The organism is Piscinibacter gummiphilus, assembly GCF_032681285.1.
GTDB lineage: Bacteria > Pseudomonadota > Gammaproteobacteria > Burkholderiales > Burkholderiaceae_C > Rhizobacter > Rhizobacter gummiphilus_A.
On sequence record NZ_CP136336.1, the window covers coordinates 3,433,567 to 3,456,589 of the forward strand.

The 23,023-nt window shown below is 69.8% G+C and carries 1 protein-coding gene; it reads left to right on the forward strand.

Annotation, left to right across the window (positions count from 1 at the left end; translation table 11 throughout):
- The first annotated feature begins 96 nt into the window (after nt 1–96).
- Nucleotides 97–23,010, forward strand: a complete 22,914-nt coding sequence (locus tag RXV79_RS15970) for an immunoglobulin-like domain-containing protein (protein WP_316698855.1) — start codon at nt 97–99, stop codon at nt 23,008–23,010.
- Nucleotides 23,011–23,023: the final 13 nt, after the last annotated feature.

The window sequence follows — 23,023 nt, forward strand, 5'->3', positions numbered from 1 at the left end:
CAGTTCACACAAACGCCCTGCGGAAAAGCCCATAAGCAATTGGGCGGCGGCTATCCTCGACGGCATCCTGAGTGGTATTGCGTCCGAGGTTTTTTCATGCCCACCATCGTTCAAACCGTGAATGGCAAAGTGACCGGCCTGTGGGGCTCTGCGCTTCGCCGCATGCCCAACGGCAAACTCGTCCCCTTGAAGATGGGCGATGAGGTTCACAAGGGCGACGTGATCCTCACGACGCAAGACGGCCTGGTGCAACTCACGCCGCTGCCCGACGCTCCCGGCCTCGCCGCCAAGCCCGCTGCGCCGACGAACGACGAGATCGACCGCGTCATCGCCGAGCTGAACGACCCCGACTCGCAGACCGCACCGGCAGCCGGCCTGACCGGCGCCGAGGGCGGCGGCCTGCAACCTGGCCTGCGCGTGGGCCGCATCGCCGAAGACGTGACCCCCGCCGCGCTGGCCCAGACGGCCGGCGTGGAGCCGGCCGGCACCGTGCCCACGTTCACCACCGCCACCGCGCCCGAGAACCAGGCCGCGGCCACCCCGGCCACGCCCAACGACCGCCCCAGCGCCACACCGGCCGCCGTGTCGGGCAACGAAGACGCCACCCTGCCCGTCTCGCTTGGCGGCACCGACACCGACGGCACCATCACCGCCGTCACCATCGTCAACCTCCCGGCCAACGGCACGCTGCTGCTGGCCGACGGCGTGACCGTCGTCACCGCCGGCCAAACGCTCACCCCGGCCCAGGCCGCGGGCCTCGTGTTCCGCCCTGCACCCGATTTCAACGGCGGCGTGGTGGTCGAATTTACCGTCACCGACAACCAGGGCTCCGTCTCTGCGCTCGAAAGCGTGCAGATCACCGTGCTGCCGGTCAACGACACGCCGCTGGCCAACGCCGGCATCGCGACCGCCGGCCCTGAATACAGCAGCATCCCGGTCAGCCTGGCGGGTACTGATATCGATGGCACCGTCAGCGCCATCACCGTCACCAGCCCGCCCGCGGGTGGCAGCCTCTTCCTCGCCGATGGCGTGACGCCGGTCGTGGCCGGCACCGCGCTCACCCCGGCCCAGGCCGCGAACCTGGTTTTCGTGGCCAACCCCGGCTTCACCGGCAGCACGCCGATCGGCTTCACCGTCACCGACAACGAAGGCGCGAGCTCCTCGGCCGCTGTCGCGCAGATCAACGTCACGCCGGTGCCCACCACCGTCACGCTCTCGAGCTCGGCCGCCGCCGTGGCCGAAGGCGGCAGCGTGGTCTACACCGCCACCGTCAACCACCCGGTCGCCGGCTCGGCGCTCGTGATCACGCTGTCGAACGGCAGCACCATCACCATCCCCGTGGGCCAGACGAGCGGCAGCAGCTCGCCCGTCGTGCCGCGCGCGGACGACGTCTACGTGCAGGGCACGCAGACGCAGACCATCGCCGTCGCCTCGACCACGGGCGGCAACTACTCCTCGCTCGTCACCACGAGCACCGTCGCCACCGGCGTGAGCGACGATGCCGACAGCACCACCGTCTCGCTCACCGCCTCGGCTGCATCGGTGAGCGAAGGCGGCAGCATCGTCTACACCGCCACGCTCACGAGCCCGGTGACGGGCTCGCCGCTCGTCATCACGCTCTCGAACGGGCAGACCATCACCATCCCGGTCGGCGCCAGCAGCGGCTCGAGTGCACCCTTCGCGGTGCGCGGTGACGACGCGCAGGTGCAAGGCACCGAGACGCTCAACGTCAACATCACCGGCACCACCGGGGGCAACTTCGAAGCGGTCACGCCCGCGGGCACCGCGACGACCACCGTCACCGACGACGCCGACGTCTCCACCGTCACCCTCACCGCCTCGGCCGCGAGCGTGTTGGAAGGCGGCAGCATCACCTACACCGCCACCACGAGCGCGCCCGTTGCCGGCAGCCCGCTGGTCGTGACGCTCTCCAACGGCGCCACCATCACGATCCCCGTGGGCGCGAGCAGCGCCAGCTCGGCCCCCATCGCCGTGCGCGCCGACGACACGCAGGTGCAAGGCCCCGAGACCGTCACCGCCAGCATCGTCGGCACGAGCGGCGGCAGCTACGAGTCGCTCAGCGCCACCGGCGCCCCCGCCACCACCGTCACCGACAACGCCGACGGCAGCACGCTCACCCTCAGTGCGTCTGCGGCCAGCGTGGCCGAAGGCGGCAGCATCACCTACACCGCGAGCGTCACCGCGCCCGTCACCGGCTCGCCGCTGGTCGTGACGCTCAGCAACGGCCAGACGATCACCATCCCCGTGGGCGCGAGCAGCGCCAGCAGCGCGCCCTTCGCCGTGCGCGCCGACGATGCCTACGCCCAGGGCGACCAGACCCTCAGCGTGACAGTCACCGGCACCACCGGCGGCGCCTATGAAGCGCTCGCCACCACCGGCACCGCCACCACCGTGGTGAGCGACGACACCGACGCCACCACCGCCACCCTCACCGCTTCGGCCGCTTCGGTCACCGAAGGCGGCAGCATCGTCTACACCGCCACGCTCAACAACGTGGTCACCGGCTCGCCGGTGGTGCTGACGCTCAGCAACGGCCAGACCATCACCATCCCCGTTGGCGCGAGCAGCGCCAGCAGCGCGCCCTTCGCCGTGCGCGGCGACGACGCGCAGGTGCAAGGCACCGACACGCTCAACGTCGGCATCACCAACAGCAGCGGCGGCAACTTCGAGGCCATCGCCCCCGGCGGCTCGGTCGCGACCCACGTCACCGACGACGCCGACCCGACCACCGTGACCGTGAGCGCCTCGGCCGCCAACGTCACCGAAGGCGGCTCGATCGTCTACACCGTCTCGCTCAGCAACGCCGTCAGCGGCTCGCCGCTCACCGTGATGCTCAGCAACGGCCAGAGTGTCACCATCCCGGTCGGCGCGAGCAGCGCCAGCACCGCCGCGTTCAACGTGCGCCCTGACGACGTGAACGTGCAAGCCGACGACACGCTCACCGTCACCGTGGCGGGCAGCACCGGCGGCAACTTCGAAGCCCTCACGCCCACGGGCTCGGCCGTCACCACCGTCAGCGACGACGCCGACGTGTCGACCGTCAACCTCACCTCGTCCGCCGCCAGCGTGGCCGAAGGCGGCAGCGTGGTCTACACCGCCAGCGTGAGCGCGCCCGTGGTGGGCGCCCCGCTCGTCATCTCGCTCACCAACGGCCAGACCATCACCATCCCCGTCGGCCAGAGCACGGCCGACAGCGCACCCTTTGCGGTGCGCGCCGACGACAACTTCGTGCAGGGTGCCCAGAGCTTCAGCGTGGGCATCGCCGGAACGAGCGGCGGCAGCTTCGAGGCGCTCGCCACCACGAGCACGGTGAGCACCACCGTCACCGACGATGCCGACGTCTCCACCGTCACGCTCTCCGCCACGCCGAGCGTGGCCGAAGGTGGCACCATCGTCTACACCGCCACGCTCTCGTCGGCTGCGCAGACCGCGGTGGTCGTGACGCTGGCCAACGGCTCCATCATCAACATCGCGGCCGGCGCCTCCTCGGGCACGGTCAACGTGGCCGCGCCCGCCGATGACGTCTACCTCGACGCCGGCTCGGTCTCGCAAACGATCGCCAGCGCTACCGGCGGCAACTTCGAATCGCTGCAAGTCAACCCGGCCGCCGCCAGCACCACCGTCACCGACACGCTCGACGCCACCACGGTGAGCCTCGCCGGCGACCCGACGCTCTCGGAAGCGGGCAGCGCCAGCTACACCGTCTCGCTCACGAGCGTGGCGCAAGCCGACGTCACGGTCACCTTGACCTACAGCGGCACCGCCGCCAACGGCGTCGACTTCAGCGGCACCACCACCGTCACCATCCCGGCCGGCAGCAGCTCGGCCAGCTTCTCCATCGCAGCCATCGACGACGCCATCGCCGAAGGCCCCGAGAGCTTCACCGTCGCCATTGGCGCCGCCACGGGCGGCAACTTCGAAAGCCTGGTCGTGAGCGGCGCCAACGGCTCGGTGACCACCGGCATCGTCGACAACGACATCTCGACGGTGAGCCTAAGCGCCACGCCCACGCTGACCGAAGCGGGCGGCACCATCGTCTACACCGCCTCGGTCACGCAGGCACCGACCACGGCGCTCGACGTCACCCTCTCCAACGGCACCGTCATCACCATTGCCGCCGGTGCCCTGAGCGGCACGGCGAGCGTGCCCGTCGCCGCAAGCGACGACGTGTACGTCGACCCGTCCAGCATCAGCGCCACCATCGCCAGCACCACGGGCGGTGGCATTCCGCTCGCCGTGGACCCGGCGCCCGCCATCACCACGATCACCGACACGATCGACGCCGCCGAAGTGCGGCTGGTGGCGCAGCCCACCGTGAGCGAGGGCGGCATGATCCTCTACGCCGCCGTGCTCTCGCACCCGGCGCAGACGGCTGTGACCGTGACGCTCTCGACCGGCGACACCATCACCATCAACGCCGGCAGCGCCTTCGGCGCCATCGTGCTGCCCGCCCCGGCCGACGACGTGCACGTCGACGCCGGCAACGTGTCGGTCACCATCACCAACGCCAGCGGCGGCAACTTCGAGAACCTCACGGTCAACCCGACGCCGGCCGTCACCGCGATCACCGACACGGTCGACACCACCACCCTCTCGCTGACCGCCACCGCGGCCGTCGCCGAGGGCGGCACCATCGTCTACACCGCGACCCTCACCTCGCCCGCGCAGACTGACGTGACGGTGACGCTGTCGAACAACGCCGTCATCACCATCGCCGCGGGCGCGAGCGTGGGCACGGTGACCGTGCAAGCCCCGGCCGACGACGTGTACGTCGACGCCGGCAACACCTCGGTCACCATCGCCACCGCGAGCGGCGGCAACTTCGAGAACCTCGTCGTCAACCCGGCCCCGGCCGTCACGGCCGTGAGCGACACGGCCGACACGAGCACCGTGACGCTCACCGCCACGCCGAGCGCGGCCGAGGGCGGCAACATCGTCTACACCGCGACCCTCAGCGCCCCGGCGCAGAGCGACGTGACGGTCACGCTCTCGAACGGCGCCACCATCACCATCCTCGCCAACACGAGCAGCGGCTCGGTGCCGGTGGCCGCGCCCACCGACGACGTGTACCTGGATGCCGGTTCGGTGTCGGTCACCATCGCAGGCGCCAGCGGCGGCAACTTCGAAAGCCTGGTGCGCAACCCGGCCGCAGCGGTGACGACCATCACCGACACGGTCGACAACAGCACCGTCTCGATCACCGCCTCGCCGGCCGTCGCCGAAGGCGGCAACATCGTCTACACCGCCACGCTCAGCGCCCCGGCCCAGTCGGCGGTGACGGTGACCTTGTCGAACAACGCGGTCATCACCATCGCCGCCGGTGCCAGCACCGGCACGGTGAGCGTGGCCGCGCCGACCGACGACGTCTACACCGACGCGAACAACGTCTCGGCCACCATCAGCACCGCGACGGGCGGCAACTTCGAGAACCTCACGGTCAACCCGGCCGCGGCCATCACCGCGATCACCGACACGGTCGACACCACCACCGTCTCGCTCACCGCCACGCCGGCCGTGGCCGAGGGCGGAAGCATCGTCTACACCGCCTCGCTCACCTCGGTGGCGCAAGGCCCGGTGACCGTCACGCTGCAAAGCGGCGCGACCATCACCATTCCCAACGGTGCGGCCAGCGCCTCGATCACCGTGCCCGCGCCGGGCGAAGACGTGTACGTCGACGCGGCCAACGTGTCCGACCGCATCGTCTCGGCCGCCGGCGGCAACTTCGAAAACCTGGCGGTCGACGGCACGCCGGCCGTCACCGCCGTGAGCGACACCATCGCCACCACCACCGTCTCGCTGACTGCCAGCGCCACGGTCGCCGAAGGCGGCAACATCACCTACACCGCAAGCCTCACCGCGCCGGCCCAGACGGCGGTGACGGTCACGCTGTCGGACAACAGCACCATCACCATCCCGGCCGGCGCCAGCTCGGCCTCGATCTCGCTGCCGGCCCCGGGCGACGATGCGATCGTCGACGCCGGCCCGGTGAGCCTGCACATCACCGGCGCGAGCGGCGGCAACTTCGAAGCCCTGGCCATCAATGCCACGCCGGCCGTGACCGCCGTCACCGACACGGTCGACACCACCACCGTCTCGCTGACCGGCACGCCGTCGGTCGCCGAAGGCGGCAGCATCGTCTACACCGCCTCGCTCACCGCCCCGGCCGACACCGCCGTGACGGTGCGTCTCTCGAACAACGCCACCATCACCATCGCCGCCGGCGCGAGCAGCGGCTCGGTGACCGTGCCCGCCCCCACCGACGACGTCTACAACGACGCCGGCAACCTGTCGGTGCGCATCGACTCCGCGAGCGGCGGCAACTTCGAGAACCTGTCGGTCGACGCCACGCCGGTCATCACCGCCGTCAGCGACACCCTCGACACCACCACCGTCTCGCTCACCGCCACGCCGGCCGTGGCCGAAGGCGGCAGCATCGTCTACACCGCCTCGCTCACCGCGCCCGCCCAGGGCAACGTGACCGTCACGCTGCAGAGCGGCGCCACCATCACCATCCTGAGCGGCGCGTCGACCGGCTCCGTCACCGTGCCCGCACCGGCCGACGACGTGATCGTTGACGCCGGCTCGGTGAGCAACCGCATCACCGGCGCCACGGGCGGCAACTTCGAGAACCTGGTAGTCGACGCCACGCCGGTCACCACCGCCGTGAGCGACACCCTCGACACCACCACCGTGAGCCTGAGCGGCTCGGGCTCGGTGATCGAAGGCAACGCCGGAAGCTACACCGTCTCGCTCACGAGCGCCGCGCAGACCGCCGTCACCGTCACGCTCACCTACAGCGGCACGGCCGCCGATGGCAGCGACTTCACCGGCGTCACCACCGTCACCATCCCGGCCGGCGCCAGCTCGGCCAGCTTCAGCATCGCCACGATCGATGACGCCGCCGCCGAAGGCAGCGAAAGCTTCACCGTCGCGATCGGCGCCGCCACGGGCGGCAATTTCGAGAACCTGGTCGTCAGCGGCACGAACGGCAGCGTGACCACCGGCATCGTCGACAACGACGTCTCGGTCGTGAGCCTCTCTGCCACGCCGGCCATCACCGAAGCCGGCGGCGGCATCGTCTACACCGCCACGCTCACGCAGGCGCCGGTGTCGAACCTCACCGTCACCCTCTCCAACGGCGCCACCATCACCGTGACCGCCGGCTCGCTGACCGGCACCGTCACCGTGCCCGTTGCCGCGAACGAAGACGTCTACGTCGACCCGACCACCGTCAGCGCCACCATCACCGGCACGTCCGGCGGCGGCATTGCGCTCGCCATCGACCCGACGCCGGCCACCACCGCCGTCAACGACACACTCGACACGACCACGGTGTCGCTGTCGGCCACGCCGACCGTCGCCGAGGGCGGCTCCATCGTCTACACCGCCACGCTCACGAGCGCGGCGCAGTCGCCGGTCACCGTCAACCTGTCGAACGGCCAGCAGATCACCATCGCCACCGGCGCCACCACCGGCACGCTCACGCTCGCCGCGCCCGGCGACGACGCGCTCGTCGACGCCGGCCCGGTCGCGGTCAGCATCACCTCGGCCAGCGGCGGCAACTTCGAGTCGCTCGTGCGCGACCCGGCCCCGGCCGTGACGACCGTCACCGACACGGTCGACACCACCACCGTCACGCTCACCGCCTCGCCCACCGTGGCCGAAGGCGGCAACATCGTCTACACCGCGACGCTGAACAACGCGGCCGGCACGGCCGTGACCGTGACGCTGTCGAACGGCGCGCAGATCGTCATCGCCGCCGGCAGCTCGTCGAACAGCATCTCCGTGCCCGCGCCGGGCGACGACGTGTATGCCGACGCCGGCAACGTCTCGGCCACGATCACCGCCACCAGCGGCGGCAATTTCGAGAGCCTCGCCGTCAACCCGGCCGCGGCCGTGACCGCCGTCACCGACACGGTCAACAACACCACCGTCACCCTCACGGCCACGCCGACCGTCGCCGAAGGCGGCAACATCGTCTACACCGCCACGCTCACGAGCGTGGCGCAGTCGCCCGTCATCGTCACGCTGTCGAACGGCCAGCAGATCACGATCCCGGCCAACGCCTCGAGCGCCACGCTCACGCTGCCGGCTCCGGCCGACGATGCCGTGGTCGATGCCGGCCCGGTCTCGCTGACCATCGCCAGCGCCACTGGCGGCAACTTCGAGAACCTGGTGGTGAACCCGGCGGCGGCCACCACCACCGTCACCGACACCATCGACACGACCACCGTGTCGCTCAGCGCCACCGGCACCGTCGCCGAAGGCGGCAACATCGTCTACACCGCCTCGCTCACGAGCCCGGCCGGCACCGACCTCGTGGTCACGCTGTCGAACAACGCGGTCATCACCATCCTGGCCGGCACCTCGTCGGGCAGCGTCTCCGTGCCCGCACCGGGCGACGACGTGCTGCTCGATGCGAGCACCGTCAGCGCGAGCATCGCCACCGTGAACGGCGGCAACTTCGAGCAGCTGGTGGTCGACACCACGCCAGCCGCGACCGCCGTCACCGACACGATCGACACCACCACCGTCTCGCTCACCGCCACGCCGACCGTGGCCGAAGGCGGCAACATCGTCTACACCGCCTCGCTGAACAACCCGGCGGGCAGCAACGTGACCCTCACGCTGTCGAACGGCGCGGTCATCACCATCCTCGCCGGCAACTCGACGGGCACCGTCACCGTGCCGGCACCGGCCGACGACTTCGTCATCGACGCCGGCCCGGTCTCGGCCACCATCGCCACGGCGACGGGCGGCAACTTCGAGGCCCTCGCCATCGACCCGGCACCGGCCACCACCGCGGTGACCGACACCATCGGCACCACCACGCTCACGCTCTCGGCCACCGGCACCGCGGCGGAGGGCGCCTTCATCGTCTACACCGCCTCGCTCACGAGCCCGGCCGGCACCGACCTCGTGGTCACGCTGTCGAACAGCCAGACCATCACCATCCCGGCCGGCGCCTCGTCGGCCAGCATCAGCGTGGCCGCGCCCGCCGACGATGCGCTGATCGATGCCGGCACCGTGTCAGCGAGCATCACCGGCACGAGCGGCGGCAACTTCGAGAACCTCTCGGTCAACAGCGCCCCCGCCACGACGAACATCACCGACACGGTCGACACCACGACCGTGACGCTCACCGCCACCGGCACCGTGGCCGAAGGCGGCAACATCGTCTACACCGCCTCGCTCAACAACGCGGCGGGCAGCGACGTCACCATCACGCTGTCAAACAATGCGGTCATCACGATCCTCGCGGGTGCGTCCACCGGCAGCGTGACGGTCGCCGCGCCTGGCGACGATGCGCTCGTCAACGCCGGCCCCGTGTCGGCCACGATCACCACCGCCACCGGCGGCAATTTCGAGAGCCTGGCGATCAACCCCACGGCGGCGACCACCGCCGTCACCGACACCGTCGACACCACCACCGCCACCCTCACCGCCACGCCGAACGTGGCCGAAGGCGGCTCCATCGTCTACACCGCGAGCCTCAATGCCGCGGCCGGCTCGCCGGTGACGATCACCCTCAGCAACGGCGCGCAGATCAACATCGCCGCCGGTGCCTCGTCGGGCAGCGTCTCGGTGCTCGCCCCGACCGACGACGTGTACCTCGACGCCAGCACCATCTCGGCGCACATCACCAACGCCAGCGGTGGCAACTTCGAGAGCCTGGTGGCCGACAGCACGCCGGTCAGCACCAGCATCACCGACACGATCAACACCACGACCGTGAGCCTCTCGGGCTCCGGCTCGGTGGCCGAAGGCGCTTCGGGCAGCTACACCGTCTCGCTCACGAGCCCGGCGCAAACGAGCGCGGTGACCGTGACCCTGAGCTACAGCGGCACCGCCGCCGACGGCAGCGACTTCACCGGCACCACCACCGTCACCATTCCCGCGGGCAGCAGCTCGGCCAACTTCAGCATCGCGACGATCGACGACGCATTGGCCGAAGGTGCCGAGAGCTTCACCATCACCCTCGCGAGCGCCACCGGCGGCAACTTCGAGAACCTGGCCGTCAGCGGCAGCGCCGGCTCGGTGACGACCGGCATCGTCGACAACGACATCTCCACCCTCAGCCTCTCGGCCACCCCCACGCTCACCGAAGCGGGCGGCACCATCGTCTACACCGCCACGCTGACGCAGGCGCCGGTGACGGCGCTCGACGTGACGCTGTCGAACGGCCAGACCATCCACATCGACGCCGGCAGCCTGACCGGCACGGTGACCGTGCCCGTCGCGGCGAACGACGACGTGTACGTCGACCCGACGAGCGTCAGCGCCACCATCACCGGCACCAGCGGCGGCGGCATCGCCCTCGCGGTGGACCCGGCCCCGGCCGTCACCAGCATCGTCGACACGATCGACACCACCACCGTCACCCTCACCGCCTCGGCGGGCAGCGTGGCCGAGGGTGGCAGCGTCGTCTACACCGCGAGCGTCAACAACCTCGTCACCGCGTCTCCCCTGGTCATCACGCTGACCAACGGCCAGACCATCACCATCCCGGTCGGCCAGAGCAGCGCCAGCAGCGCGCCGTTTGCCGTGCGCGGCGACGATGCGTATGTGCAGGGCTCGCAGCCGCTCAACGTGGGCATCGCCTCCACCAGCGGCGCCAACTTCGAGGCGCTGGCCGCCAGCAGCACGGTCAGCACCAGCGTCATCGACGACGCCGACGTGACCACGGTCACGCTCACGAGCTCGGCCGCCACCGTCACCGAAGGCGGCAGCATCACCTACACCGCGAGCGTCAACAACGCCGTCACCGGCTCACCGCTCGTCGTCACGCTCAGCAACGGCCAGACCATCACCATCCCGGTCGGCCAGAGCAGCGCCAGCAGCACCGCCTTCGCGGTGCGCGGCGACGACGCCTACGTGCAGGGCAGCCAGGCGGTCGCCGTGAGCATCACCGGCACCAGCGGTGGCAACTACGAGGCGCTCAACACCACGAGCACGACCTCCACCACCGTGACCGACGATGCTGACGCCACCACCGTCGGCCTCACCGCCTCGGTGGCCAACGTGGCCGAAGGCGGCAGCATCACCTACACCGCCACCGTCAACAACCCGGTGACCGGCACGCCGCTCGTCATCACGCTGACCAACGGCGAGCAGATCACCATTCCGGTGGGCCAGAGCAGCGGCACCAGCGCCCCGGTGGCCGTGCGCGCCGACGACGCCTACGCCCAGGGCAACCAGACCGTCACGGCCGGCATCAGCGGCACGAGCGGCGGCAACTTCGAAGCCCTCACCACCTCCGCGACCGCCAGCACCGTCGTGAGCGACGATGGCGATGCGACCACCGTCTCGCTGAGCGCCTCGGCGCCGGCGGTGCTCGAAGGCGGCAGCATCGTCTACACCGCCACCGCCAGCAGCGTGGTCACCGGCTCGCCGCTGGTCGTCACGCTGTCCAACGGCCAGACCATCACCATTCCGGTCGGCCAGAGCAGCGCCAACAGCCTGCCCTTCGCCGTGCGCGGCGATGACGCGTATGTGCAGGGCAGCGAGACCGTCTCGGTCACGATCACCGGCACCTCGGGCGCCAACTTCGAAGCCGTCACGCCCACCGGCACCGCAACCACCACCGTCACCGACGATGCCGATGCGACCACCGTCACGCTGACCGCCTCGACAGCCAGCGTCACCGAAGGCGGCAGCATCGCCTACACCGCGACCGTCAACAACGCGGTGACCGGCACGCCGCTCGTCATCACGCTGAGCAACGGCCAGCAGATCACGATCCCGGTCGGCCAGAGCAGCGCCACCAGCACCGCTTTCGCCGTGCGCGGCGACGATGCCTACATGCAGGGCAACCAGACCGTCACGGTCGGCATCTCGTCGACCAGCGGCGGCAACTACGAGGCGCTGACAACCACCAGCACCACGAGCACCACCGTCACCGACGATGCCGATTCGAGCGTGGTGACGCTCACCGCCTCGACCGCATCGGTCACCGAGGGTGGCAGCATCACCTACACCGCGAGCGTGAGCAACGCGGTCACCGGCTCGCCGCTCGTCATCAGCCTGTCCAACGGCCAGACGATCACCATCCCCGTCGGGCAGAGCAGCGCCAGCAGCGTGCCTTTCGCGGTGCGCGCCGACGACGCGTATGTGCAAGGCAACCAGACCCTCACGGTCGGCATCAACGGCACGACCGGCGGCAACTTCGAAGCCCTGACCACCAGCTCGACCACGAGCACCACGGTTGTCGACGATGCCGACGCGACCACGGTCACGCTCAGTTCCTCGGCCGCCAGCGTGGCCGAAGGCGCCACGATCACCTACACCGCGACCGTCAACAACCCGGTCACCGGCTCGGATCTGGTCGTCACGCTCAACAACGGCCAGACCATCACCATCCCGGTGGGTGCGAGCTCGGCCAGCAGTGCGCCGTTCTCCGTGCGCGCGGACGACGCCTACGCCCAGGGCAACCAGACCGTCACGGTCGGCATCAGCAACACCAGCGGCGGCAACTTCGAGGCGCTCACCACCACGAGCATCACGAGCACCACCGTCACCGACGACGGCGATGCGACCCCCGTCACCCTCAGTGCGTCCGCAGCCAGCGTGACCGAGGGTGGCAGCATCGTCTACACCGCCACGGTCGCCACGGCGGTCACCGGCTCGCCCTTCGTCATCACCCTCAGCAACGGCCAGCAGATCACCATCCCGGTCGGCCAGACCAGCGCCAGCAGCGCCGCCTTCGCCGTGCGCGCCGATGACGCGTATGTGCAAGGCAACCAGACCGTCACGGTCGGTATCAGCAACACCAGCGGCGGCAACTTCGAGGCTGTCACCACGACCTCGACCGCCAGCACGACCGTCACCGACGACGCCGATGCGACCACCGTCACGCTGACCGCCTCGACCGCCTCCGTCACCGAAGGCGGCTCCATCACCTACACCGCGGCCGTCAACAACCCGGTCACCGGCTCGGCGCTCGTCATCACGCTCAGCAACGGCCAGACCATCACCATCCCCGTGGGCCAGAGCAGCGCCAGCAGCGCCGCCTTCCCGGTGCGCGCTGACGACGCCTATGTGCAGGGCAACCAGGCCGTGACCGTGGGCATCACCGGCACCACCGGCGGCAACTACGAAGCGCTGACCACCACGAGCGCCGCCTCGACGACGGTCACCGACGACAGCGATGCCACCACCGTCACGCTCACCGCGTCGACCGCGAGCGTCGCCGAAGGCGGCAGCATCGTCTACACCGCCACGGTCAACAACGCCGTCACCGGCTCGCCGCTGGTCATCAACCTCAACAACGGTCAGACCATCACCATCCCGGTCGGCCAGAGCAGCGCCAACAGCACGCCGTTTGCCGTGCGCGCCGACGATGCCTACGTGCAAGGCAACCAGGCGGTCACGGTGGGCATCAGCAACACCAGCGGCGGCAACTTCGAAGCGCTCACGACCGCCAGCACCGCCACCACCACGGTGACGGACGACAGCGACGCCAGCGTCGTGACGCTCACCGCCTCTTCGGCGACCGTCGCCGAAGGCGGCAGCATCACCTACACCGCGGCCGTCAGCAACCCCGTGACCGGCTCGCCGCTCGTCATCAGCCTCAGCAACGGCCAGACGATCACCATCCCCGTCGGCCAGAGCAGCGCGAGCAGCGCCGCCTTCCCGGTGCGCGCCGACGACGCCTACGTGCAGGGCAACCAGGCCGTAACCGTCGGCATCACCGGCACCACCGGCGGCAACTTCGAGGCGCTCACCACCAGCAGCACCACGAGCACCACCGTCACCGATGACAGCGATGCGACGACGGTCACGCTCACCGCGTCAACCGCCTCCGTCACCGAAGGCGGCAGCATCGTCTACACCGCCACCGTCAACAACGCGGTGACCGGCTCGCCGCTCGTGATCAACCTCAACAACGGCCAGACCATCACCATCCCGGTCGGCCAGAGCAGCGCCAGCAGCACGCCGTTTGCCGTGCGTGCCGACGACGCCTACGTCCAGGGCAACCAGACCGTCACGGTCGGCATCGGCTCCACCTCGGGCGGCAACTTCGAAGCGCTCACCACCACCAGCACCGCGAGCACCACGGTGACGGACGACAGCGATGCCAGCGTCGTGACCCTCACCGCCTCGTCGGCGAGCGTCACCGAAGGCGGCTCGATCACCTACACCGCCAGCGTCAGCAACCCGGTCACCGGCTCGGCGCTCGTCATCAGCCTCAGCAACGGCCAGAGCATCACCATCCCGGTGGGCAGCAGCTCGGCGAGCAGCACGCCCTTCGCCGTGCGCGCCGACGATGCCTACGTGCAGGGCAACCAGACCGTCACGGTGGGCATCAACGGCACCACCGGCGGCAGCTTCGAAGCGCTGACCACCAGCAGCACCACCTCCACCACCGTCACCGACGACAGCGACGCCACCACCGTGACGCTCAGCGCCTCGGCAGCCTCGGTCGTGGAAGGCGGCAGCATCACCTACACGGCCACGGTCAACAACGCCGTCACCGGCTCGCCACTCGTCATCAACCTCAGCAACGGCCAGACCATCACCATCCCGGTCGGCCAGAGCAGCGGCACGAGCGCAGCCTTCGCCGTGCGCGGCGATGACGCGTATGTGCAGGGCAACCAGGCCGTCACGGTCGGCATCAGCAACACCAGCGGTGGCAACTTCGAGGCGCTGACGACCAGCAGCACCACCTCGACCACCGTCACCGACGACAGCGACGCGACCGTCGTGACCCTCACCGCCTCGGCGGCAACCGTCGCCGAGGGCGGCTCCATCACGTACACCGCCACCGTCACCAACCCGGTGACCGGCTCGCCCTTCGTCATCAACCTCAGCAACGGCCAGCAGATCACCATCCCGGTGGGCTCGAGCTCGGCCAGCAGCACGCCGTTCGCGGTGCGCGCCGACGATGCCTATGCGCAGGGCAACCAGACCGCCACGGTGGGCATCAGCTCCACCAGCGGCGGCAACTTCGAGGCCCGCACCACCACCAGCACGGTGAGCACCACCGTCACCGACGACGGCGACGCCAGCGTCGTGACGCTCACCGCTTCGTCGGCCTCGGTCACCGAGGGCGGCAGCATCACCTACACCGCCACCGTCAACAACCCGGTGACCGGCTCGGCGCTGGTCATCAGCCTCAACAACGGCCAGACGATCACCATCCCGGTGGGCGCGAGTTCCGGCACCAGCGCCGCCTTCGCGGTGCGCGCCGACGACGCCTACGTGCAGGGCAACCAGACCGTGACCGTGGGCATCAGCGGCACGACCGGCGGCAACTACGAGGCGCTGACCACCACCAGCACCGCCAGCACCACCGTCACCGACGATGCCGACCCGACGACCGTCACGCTGACCGCCTCGTCGGCCTCGGTCGCCGAAGGCGGCTCCATCACCTACACCGCGACCCTCAGCAACCCGGTCACCGGCTCGGCACTCGTCATCAACCTCAGCAACGGCCAGCAGATCACCATTCCGGTGGGCCAGAGCAGCGGCACCAGCGCGGCCTTCGCCGTGCGCGCCGACGATGCGTATGCCCAGGGCAACCAGACGCTGACGGTCGGTGTGTCGTCCACCACCGGCGGCAACTTCGAAGCGCTCACCACGACCAGCACCGCGTCGACCACCGTCACCGACGACGGCGACGCCAGCGTCGTGACGCTCACCGCCTCGACCGCCAGCGTGGCCGAAGGCGGCACGATCACCTACACCGCGGCCGTCACCAACCCGGTCACCGGCTCGCCGCTCGTCATCAACCTGAGCAACGGCCAGAGCATCACCATCCCGGTCGGCCAGAGCAGCGGCACGAGCGCGGCCTTCGCGGTGCGCGCCGATGACGCCTATGCCCAGGGCAACCAGACCGTCACGGTCGGCATCAGCTCCACCTCGGGTGGCAACTACGAGGCGCTGACCACGACGAGCACCGCCTCCACCACCGTCACCGACGATGGCGACGTGACCACCGTCACCCTCACCGCCTCGGCGGCCAGCGTGACCGAAGGCGGCAGCATCGTCTACACCGCGACCGTCAGCAACGCCGTGACCGGCGCGCCGTTCGTCGTCACGCTGAACAACGGCCAGACCATCACCATCCCGGTGGGCCAGACCAGCGCGTCGAGCCCCGCCTTCGCCGTGCGCGCCGACGACGCCTACGTGCAAGGCAGCCAGACCGTCACCGTCGGCATCAGCGGCACGAGCGGCGGCAACTTCGAGGCCACCAACACCGCGAGCACCGCCTCGACCACGGTGACCGACGACGCCGACGCCACCACCGTCACCCTCACCGCCTCGGCGGCCAGCGTGACCGAAGGCGGCACCATCACCTACACCGCCGCCGTCAACAACCCGGTGACGGGCTCGGCGCTGGTGGTGAACCTCTCCAACGGCCAGACCATCACCATCCCGGTCGGCGCCAGCTCCGCCAGCAGCACGCCCTTCGCCGTGCGCGCCGACGACGCCTACGTGCAAGGCACGCAGACGCTCAATGTCGGCATCAACAGCACCAGCGGTGGCAACTTCGAAGCGCTGACGACGACCAGCACCGCCAGCACGACGGTGACCGACGACGCCGACGCCACCACGGTGACGCTCAGCGCCTCGGCCGCCGCCGTGACCGAAGGCGGCAGCATCGTCTACACCGCGAGCGTCAACAACCCGGTGACTGGCTCGCCCTTCGTGGTCACGCTCAGCAACGGCCAGACCATCACCATCCCGGTCGGCGCCAGCTCGGCCAGCAGCGCGGCCGTTGCCGTGCGGGCCGACGATGCCTACGTGCAAGGCAATCAGAACGTCACGGTCGGCATCACCGGCACGAGCGGCGGCAACTTCGAAGCCCGCACGACCACGAGCACGGTGACGACCGTCGTCAGCGACGACAGCGACGCGACCACCGTCACGCTCACGCCCTCGGCGGGCACCGTCAACGAAGGCGGCACCATCACCTACACCGCGAGCGTCAACAACGCCGTCACCGGCTCGCCGCTCGTCATCAACCTCAGCAACGGCCAGACCATCACCATCCCGGTCGGCCAGAGCAGCGGCACGAGCGCCGCCATCGCCGTGCGCGCCGACGATGCATATGCGCAGGGCAACCAGGCCGTCAACGTCAGCATCAGCTCCACCAGCGGCGGCAACTACGAGGCGCTCAACACCACGAGCACCGCCTCGACCACCGTCACCGACGACGGCGACGCCACCACCGTGACGCTCACCGCCTCGGCGGCCAGCGTGACCGAAGGCGGCAGCATCGTCTACACCGCCACCGTGTCGAACGCCGTCACCGGTTCGGCGCTCGTCATCCAGCTCAACAACGGCCAGAGCATCACCATCCCGGTGGGCCAGACCAGCGCCAGCAGCGCCGCCTTCGCGGTGCGCGCCGACGACGCCTACGTGCAGGGCAACCAGACCGTGACGGTGGGCATCAGCGGCACCAGCGGCGGCAACTTCGAGGCGCTGACGACCACCAGCACCGCCTCGACCACCGTCACCGACGACGCCGACGCCACCACCGTGACGCTCAGCGCCTCGAGCGCGAGCGTGACCGAAGGCGGCAGCGTGACCTACACCGCGAGCGTCAACAACCCGGTGACCGGCTCGCCGCTCGTCGTCAACCTCAGCAACGGCCAGCAGATCACCATCCCGGTCGGTGCCAGCTCGGCCACGAGTGCCGCCTACGTGCCGCGCGCCGACGATGCCTACGCCCAGGGCACGCAATCGGTGTCGGTCGGCATCACCTCCACCAGCGGTGGCAACTACGAAGCGCTCACCACCACCAGCACCGCCAGCGTGGCCGTGAGCGACGACACCGACGTCACGACCGTGAGCCTGAGCGGCGCCGCGAGCGTGACCGAAGGCGGCAGCGCGAGCTACACGCTCACGCTCAGCAACCCGGCCACGACCGCCGTGACCGTGACGCTCAGCTACGGCGGCACCGCCGCCAACGGCAGCGACTACTCGGGTGTGACGACCGTCACCATCCCGGCTGGCGCCAGCAGCGCGAGCTTCAGCGTGCCGACCACCGACGACGCGCTCGATGAACCCAACGAGACCGTCGTCGTCTCCATCAACACCGTGAGCGGCGGCGGCTTCGAGGCCATCGCGGCCCACCCGAGCAACAACGCCGTCACGACGAGCATCGTCGACAACGACCCGGCCCCGTCGCTCGCCATCAACGACGTGACGATCAACGAGGCCGCCGGCACGGCGACCTTCACCGTCACGCTGTCGGCCGCTTCGGGCCAGACGGTGACCGTGGGCTACGGCACGAGCAACGGCACGGCCACCGCCGGCAGCGACTACACCGCCGCCACCGGCACGCTCACCTTCGCCCCGGGCGTGACCTCGCAGACCATCACCGTGCCGATCCTCAACGACGGCACCTACGAAGGCAGCGAGACCTTCAACGTCAACCTGAGCGGCGCGACCAACGCCACCATTGCCGACAACCTCGGCGTGGGCACCATCCGCGACGACGGCACGGGCACCGGCGGCACCGACAACGACACGCCGACGCTCGCCGTCTCGAGCGCCTCGTTCGCCGAAGGCAGCGGTTACGCGCAGTTCACCGTCAGCCTGTCCAACCCGTCGGCCACCGCCACCACCGTGTCGCTGTCGACCACGGCCGGCACGGCCACGAGCGGCACCGACTACGGCACCACGCTGCAGGTCTCGACCGACGGCGGCGCCAACTGGGTCAATGCGACGAGTGCCACGATCGCGGCGGGCGCCACCAGCGTGCTGGTGCGCGCGCCGATCACGAACGACACGCTCGACGAGATCGACGAGACCTTCAGCCTCACCGCCACCCGCACCGCCGGCACCACCACCAACGGCGCGGCCAGCGGCACCGCGACCATCCTCGACGACGACGCCACGCCCACGCTCGCGATCAACGACGTGTCGGTCAACGAGGCCGCGGGCACCGCGACCTTCACCGTCACGCTGTCGGCCGCCTCGGGCCAGACGGTCACCGTCAACTACGGCACCGCGAACAACACCGCCACCGCCGGCAGCGACTACACCGCCACCAGCGGCACGCTCACCTTCGCGCCGGGCGTGACCTCGCAGACCATCACCGTCTCGATCGCCAACGACACGCTCACCGAAGCCACCGAAAGCTTCTTCGTCAACCTGAGCGGCGCCAGCAACGCCACGATCTCCGACACGCAGGGCGTCGGCAGCATCGTCGACAACGATGCGCCCCCGACCATCGACCTCGACGGCAACAACTCCACCGCCAGCGGCAATGACTACAGCGCCACCTTCACCGAGAACGGCAGCCCGGTCGCCATCGCCGACACCGACATCGCGATCACCGACGTCGACTCGACCACGCTCGCCAGCGCCACCATCACGCTCACCAACGCACAGGCCGGCGACGTGCTCGCCGCGGGCAGCATGCCCGCGGGCATCACCGCCACGGTCTCGGGCAACGTGGTCACGCTGAGCGGCTCGGCCTCGCTCGCCGCCTACCAGACGGCCATCCGCGCGGTCACGTATGCCAACACCGGCGAGAACCCGAACACCACCGATCGCCAGATCAGCGTGGTGGTGAACGACGGCACCAGCAGCAGTGCCGCTGCCACGGCCGTCATCCACGTGAACGCCGTCAACGATGCACCGGTCAACCTGGTGCCCGGCCCGCAGATCCTCGAGGAAGACGGCGTCTACGTCTTCTCCACCTCGATGGGCGGTGGCGTGAGCGATGTCGACAGCGCCTCGCTCACCACCACGCTCACAGCGGCCAACGGCACGATCACGCTCGGCTCCACCGCCGGCGTCACCGTGACCGGCAACGGCACGGGCGTGGTCGTCCTCTCGGGTTCCGCGGCGGCCATCAACGCGGCGCTCAACGGCAGCGTCTATGCCCCCACGCCCGACTTCAACGGCGCCACCTCCGTCACCGTGCACACCACCGACGGCTCGCTGAGTGACTTCGACACCATCCCGATCACCATCAACCCGGTGGTCGACATCGCCAACGACACCGCCACCACCAACGAAGACAACGCCGTCACCATCAGCGTGCTGGCCAACGACTCGTTCGAGAACGCCGGCCGCACCATCACCGCCATCAACGGCTCGGCCATCACGGCCGGCGGCCCCGCCGTGGCAGTGGCCAACGGCACGGTGAGCCTCAACGCCTCGGGCCAGTTGATCTACACGCCGACGGCCAACTACAACGGCGCCGCCAGCTTCAACTACACCGTGACCTCGGGCGGCGTGACCGAGACGGCCATCGTCAATGTCACCGTCAATGCGGTGAACGACGCGCCGGTCAACACCGTGCCTGCCACGCAGACCACGGCCGAAGACACCAGCCGCAGCATCACCGGCCTGGCCATCTCCGACGTCGATGGGGGCAGCGGCAGCATGACCGTCACGCTGGCCGTCACCAACGGCACGCTCACGGTGAGCGGTGGCACCGCCACCATCGCCAACTCGGGCACCGGCAGCGTCACCCTCACCGGCACGATGGCGCAGATCAACGCCACGCTGGCGTCGAACGTCACCTACGTGCCCACCGCCAACTTCAATGGCGCGGCCACGTTGACGATGACGACCAACGACAACGGCAACACCGGCACCGGCGGCGCGCAGAGCGACATCGACACGGTCACCATCAACGTGACCCCGGTCAACGACGCGCCGGTGGCCACCGGCTCGGCTGTCTCGGGCACCGAAGACACCGCCCTCGTCTTCAACTGGGCGCAGTTCGGCGTGACCGACATCGACTCGGCCAGCAGCTCGCTCGGCATCCGCGTGAGCACGCTGCCGGCCGATGGCACGCTGCAGGTCTACAACGGCTCGGCCTGGGTCAACGTGGCCGCCAACACGCTCGTCACCAAGGCCACCATCGATGCGGGTTCGTTCCGCTTCGTGCCCGATGCCAACGAGTCGGGCAGCGATGCCTACGGCGGCAGCGGCGTGGGCAACCAGCAGGCCGACTACGCGCGCTTCACCTTCACGCCGAACGACGGCGCCCTCGACGGCACGGCCGCGATGATGCGCATCGACATCGCGCCGGTCGCCGACGCACCGACCGTCTCGCACAACGCGTCGGTGCAGGTCACCGGCACGCTGTCGACGCTGACGTCCATCGGCCTCTCGCGCGACTACTACAACGCCATCCCCACGCTGGCCTCGGGCGCCAGCTCGACCAACCCCGACGTGGGCGAAGTGGGCATCGAGACCGCCGTGCCGACCTCCAGCGCACTCGTTACCAACGTGGGCGTGGCCGGCAACCTGACCGGCGACACCGGCGTGCAGGTCGCCGCCGACGACGCCTACCGCGTGCAGGGCCTGATCTACATGCAGGCCGGCAGCTCGTATGTCTTCTCGGGCTACGCCGACGACACGGTGCGCCTGGAAGTCGGCGGCAACACGGTGATGTCGGGCCAGTGGGGCGGCAGCGGCCAGGCGATGGCCGGCACCTTTACCTCGAACACCTTCACGCCGACGGTGACGGGCTACTACAGCATCGAGTTCATGGTCTACAACACGAGCGGCCCCGGCAGCTACGACCTGAACCTGAGCGTGAACGGGGCCACCGCGGTCGACCTGTCGACGTCCAACTTCCTGCTCTTCCAGAGCATCAACCAGGTCGACGCCGCCGGCGGGCAACGCAGCGCGTTCATCCCCAACGCCACCACCGGCGAAGGCGGCTACTACCCGGTGGTCTACGACGCTGGCGTGCAAAGCCGCGTGTACCTCGCGCCGGTGCTGGCGAGCCTCACCGACACCGACGGCTCCGAGTCGATCGCGGTCACGCTGCAGGGCATCCCGGTGGGTGCGGTGCTCACCGACGGCACCAACACCTTCACGGCCAGCGGCGCCGCCACTTCGGTCAACATCACGAGCTGGAACCGCTCGACCCTGAGCATGACCTTCACGAGCGGCTATGCCGGCAGCGCCACGCTCACGGCCGTGGCCACCTCGACCGAAGCCGCCACCGGCGCCACGGCCACCACCTCGACGAGCTTCGCGGTCACGGTCGACCCGACCGGCACGACCACCTCGCTGGCCGAGATCGGCACCTTCAACGGCGATGCGCTGATCGGCCAGGCCGGCAACGACGTGTACTCGGTGAGCCAGGTCGGCACGGGCCTCACGGTCAGCGTGACCCAGGGCGCCACCGGCAGCATCCCGGCGCAAAGCGGCACCGACACCACCGGCACCATCCACCAGGCCTTCAACACCGGTGCCGGCAACGACTACGTGCAGGCGGGTGCCGGCGACGACACCATCTACCTCGGCGACACCGGCAGCTCGGTGCACCCGGTGGGTGGCGGCGCGCCGACGCAGGCCCACGTGGCCGCGGCACGTGTCATGACCCTGGCCGACGACACCACGCTCACGAGTTCGACCACGGGCCTCTTCGCCGCCGAAGCCGACGACACCAACGCCAACAACAACAGTGCCGGCAACACCTCGATCACCACCTGGTCGGACGTGGCCAACGGCGGCAGTGGCGACGACGTCATCTACGGCCAGAACGGCACCGACTTCCTCTACGGCGGCACCGGCAATGACTACCTCAACGGCGGCGCCGGCATCGACGGCCTGCGCGGCGGCGCGGGCAACGACACGCTGGTGGGCGGTGCGGGCAACGACGTGCTGCGCGGCGACGCGGGCGCCGATGTCTTCAAGTGGGAGTTCGCCGACCGCGGTGCGGTGGGCACGCCGGCGTCGGACATCATCATGGACTTCAACACCGCCACGCCCGCCAACGGCGGCGACGTGCTCGACCTGCGCGACCTGCTGCAGGGCGAGGCCACGAGCGGCGGTGCCTCTGGCAACCTGTCGAACTACCTGCACTTCACGGTGAGCGGTGGCACCACCACCATCGCGATCAGCAGCAGCGGCGGGTTCTCGGGCGGCTACAGCGCGGGGGCCGTCGACCAGTCGATCGTGCTGCAGAACGTCGACCTGACGAGCGGCGGCGCGCTGACGACCGACCAGCAGATCATCAACGACCTGCTGAACAAGTCGAAGCTGTTGGTAGACGGGACCTGATGCGAAACCCGCC

Coding starts and splice junctions, on each gene's coding strand:
- RXV79_RS15970 (WP_316698855.1), top strand. CDS start 97: ATGCCCACCATCGTTCAAACCGTGAATGGCAAAGTGACCGGCCTGTGG.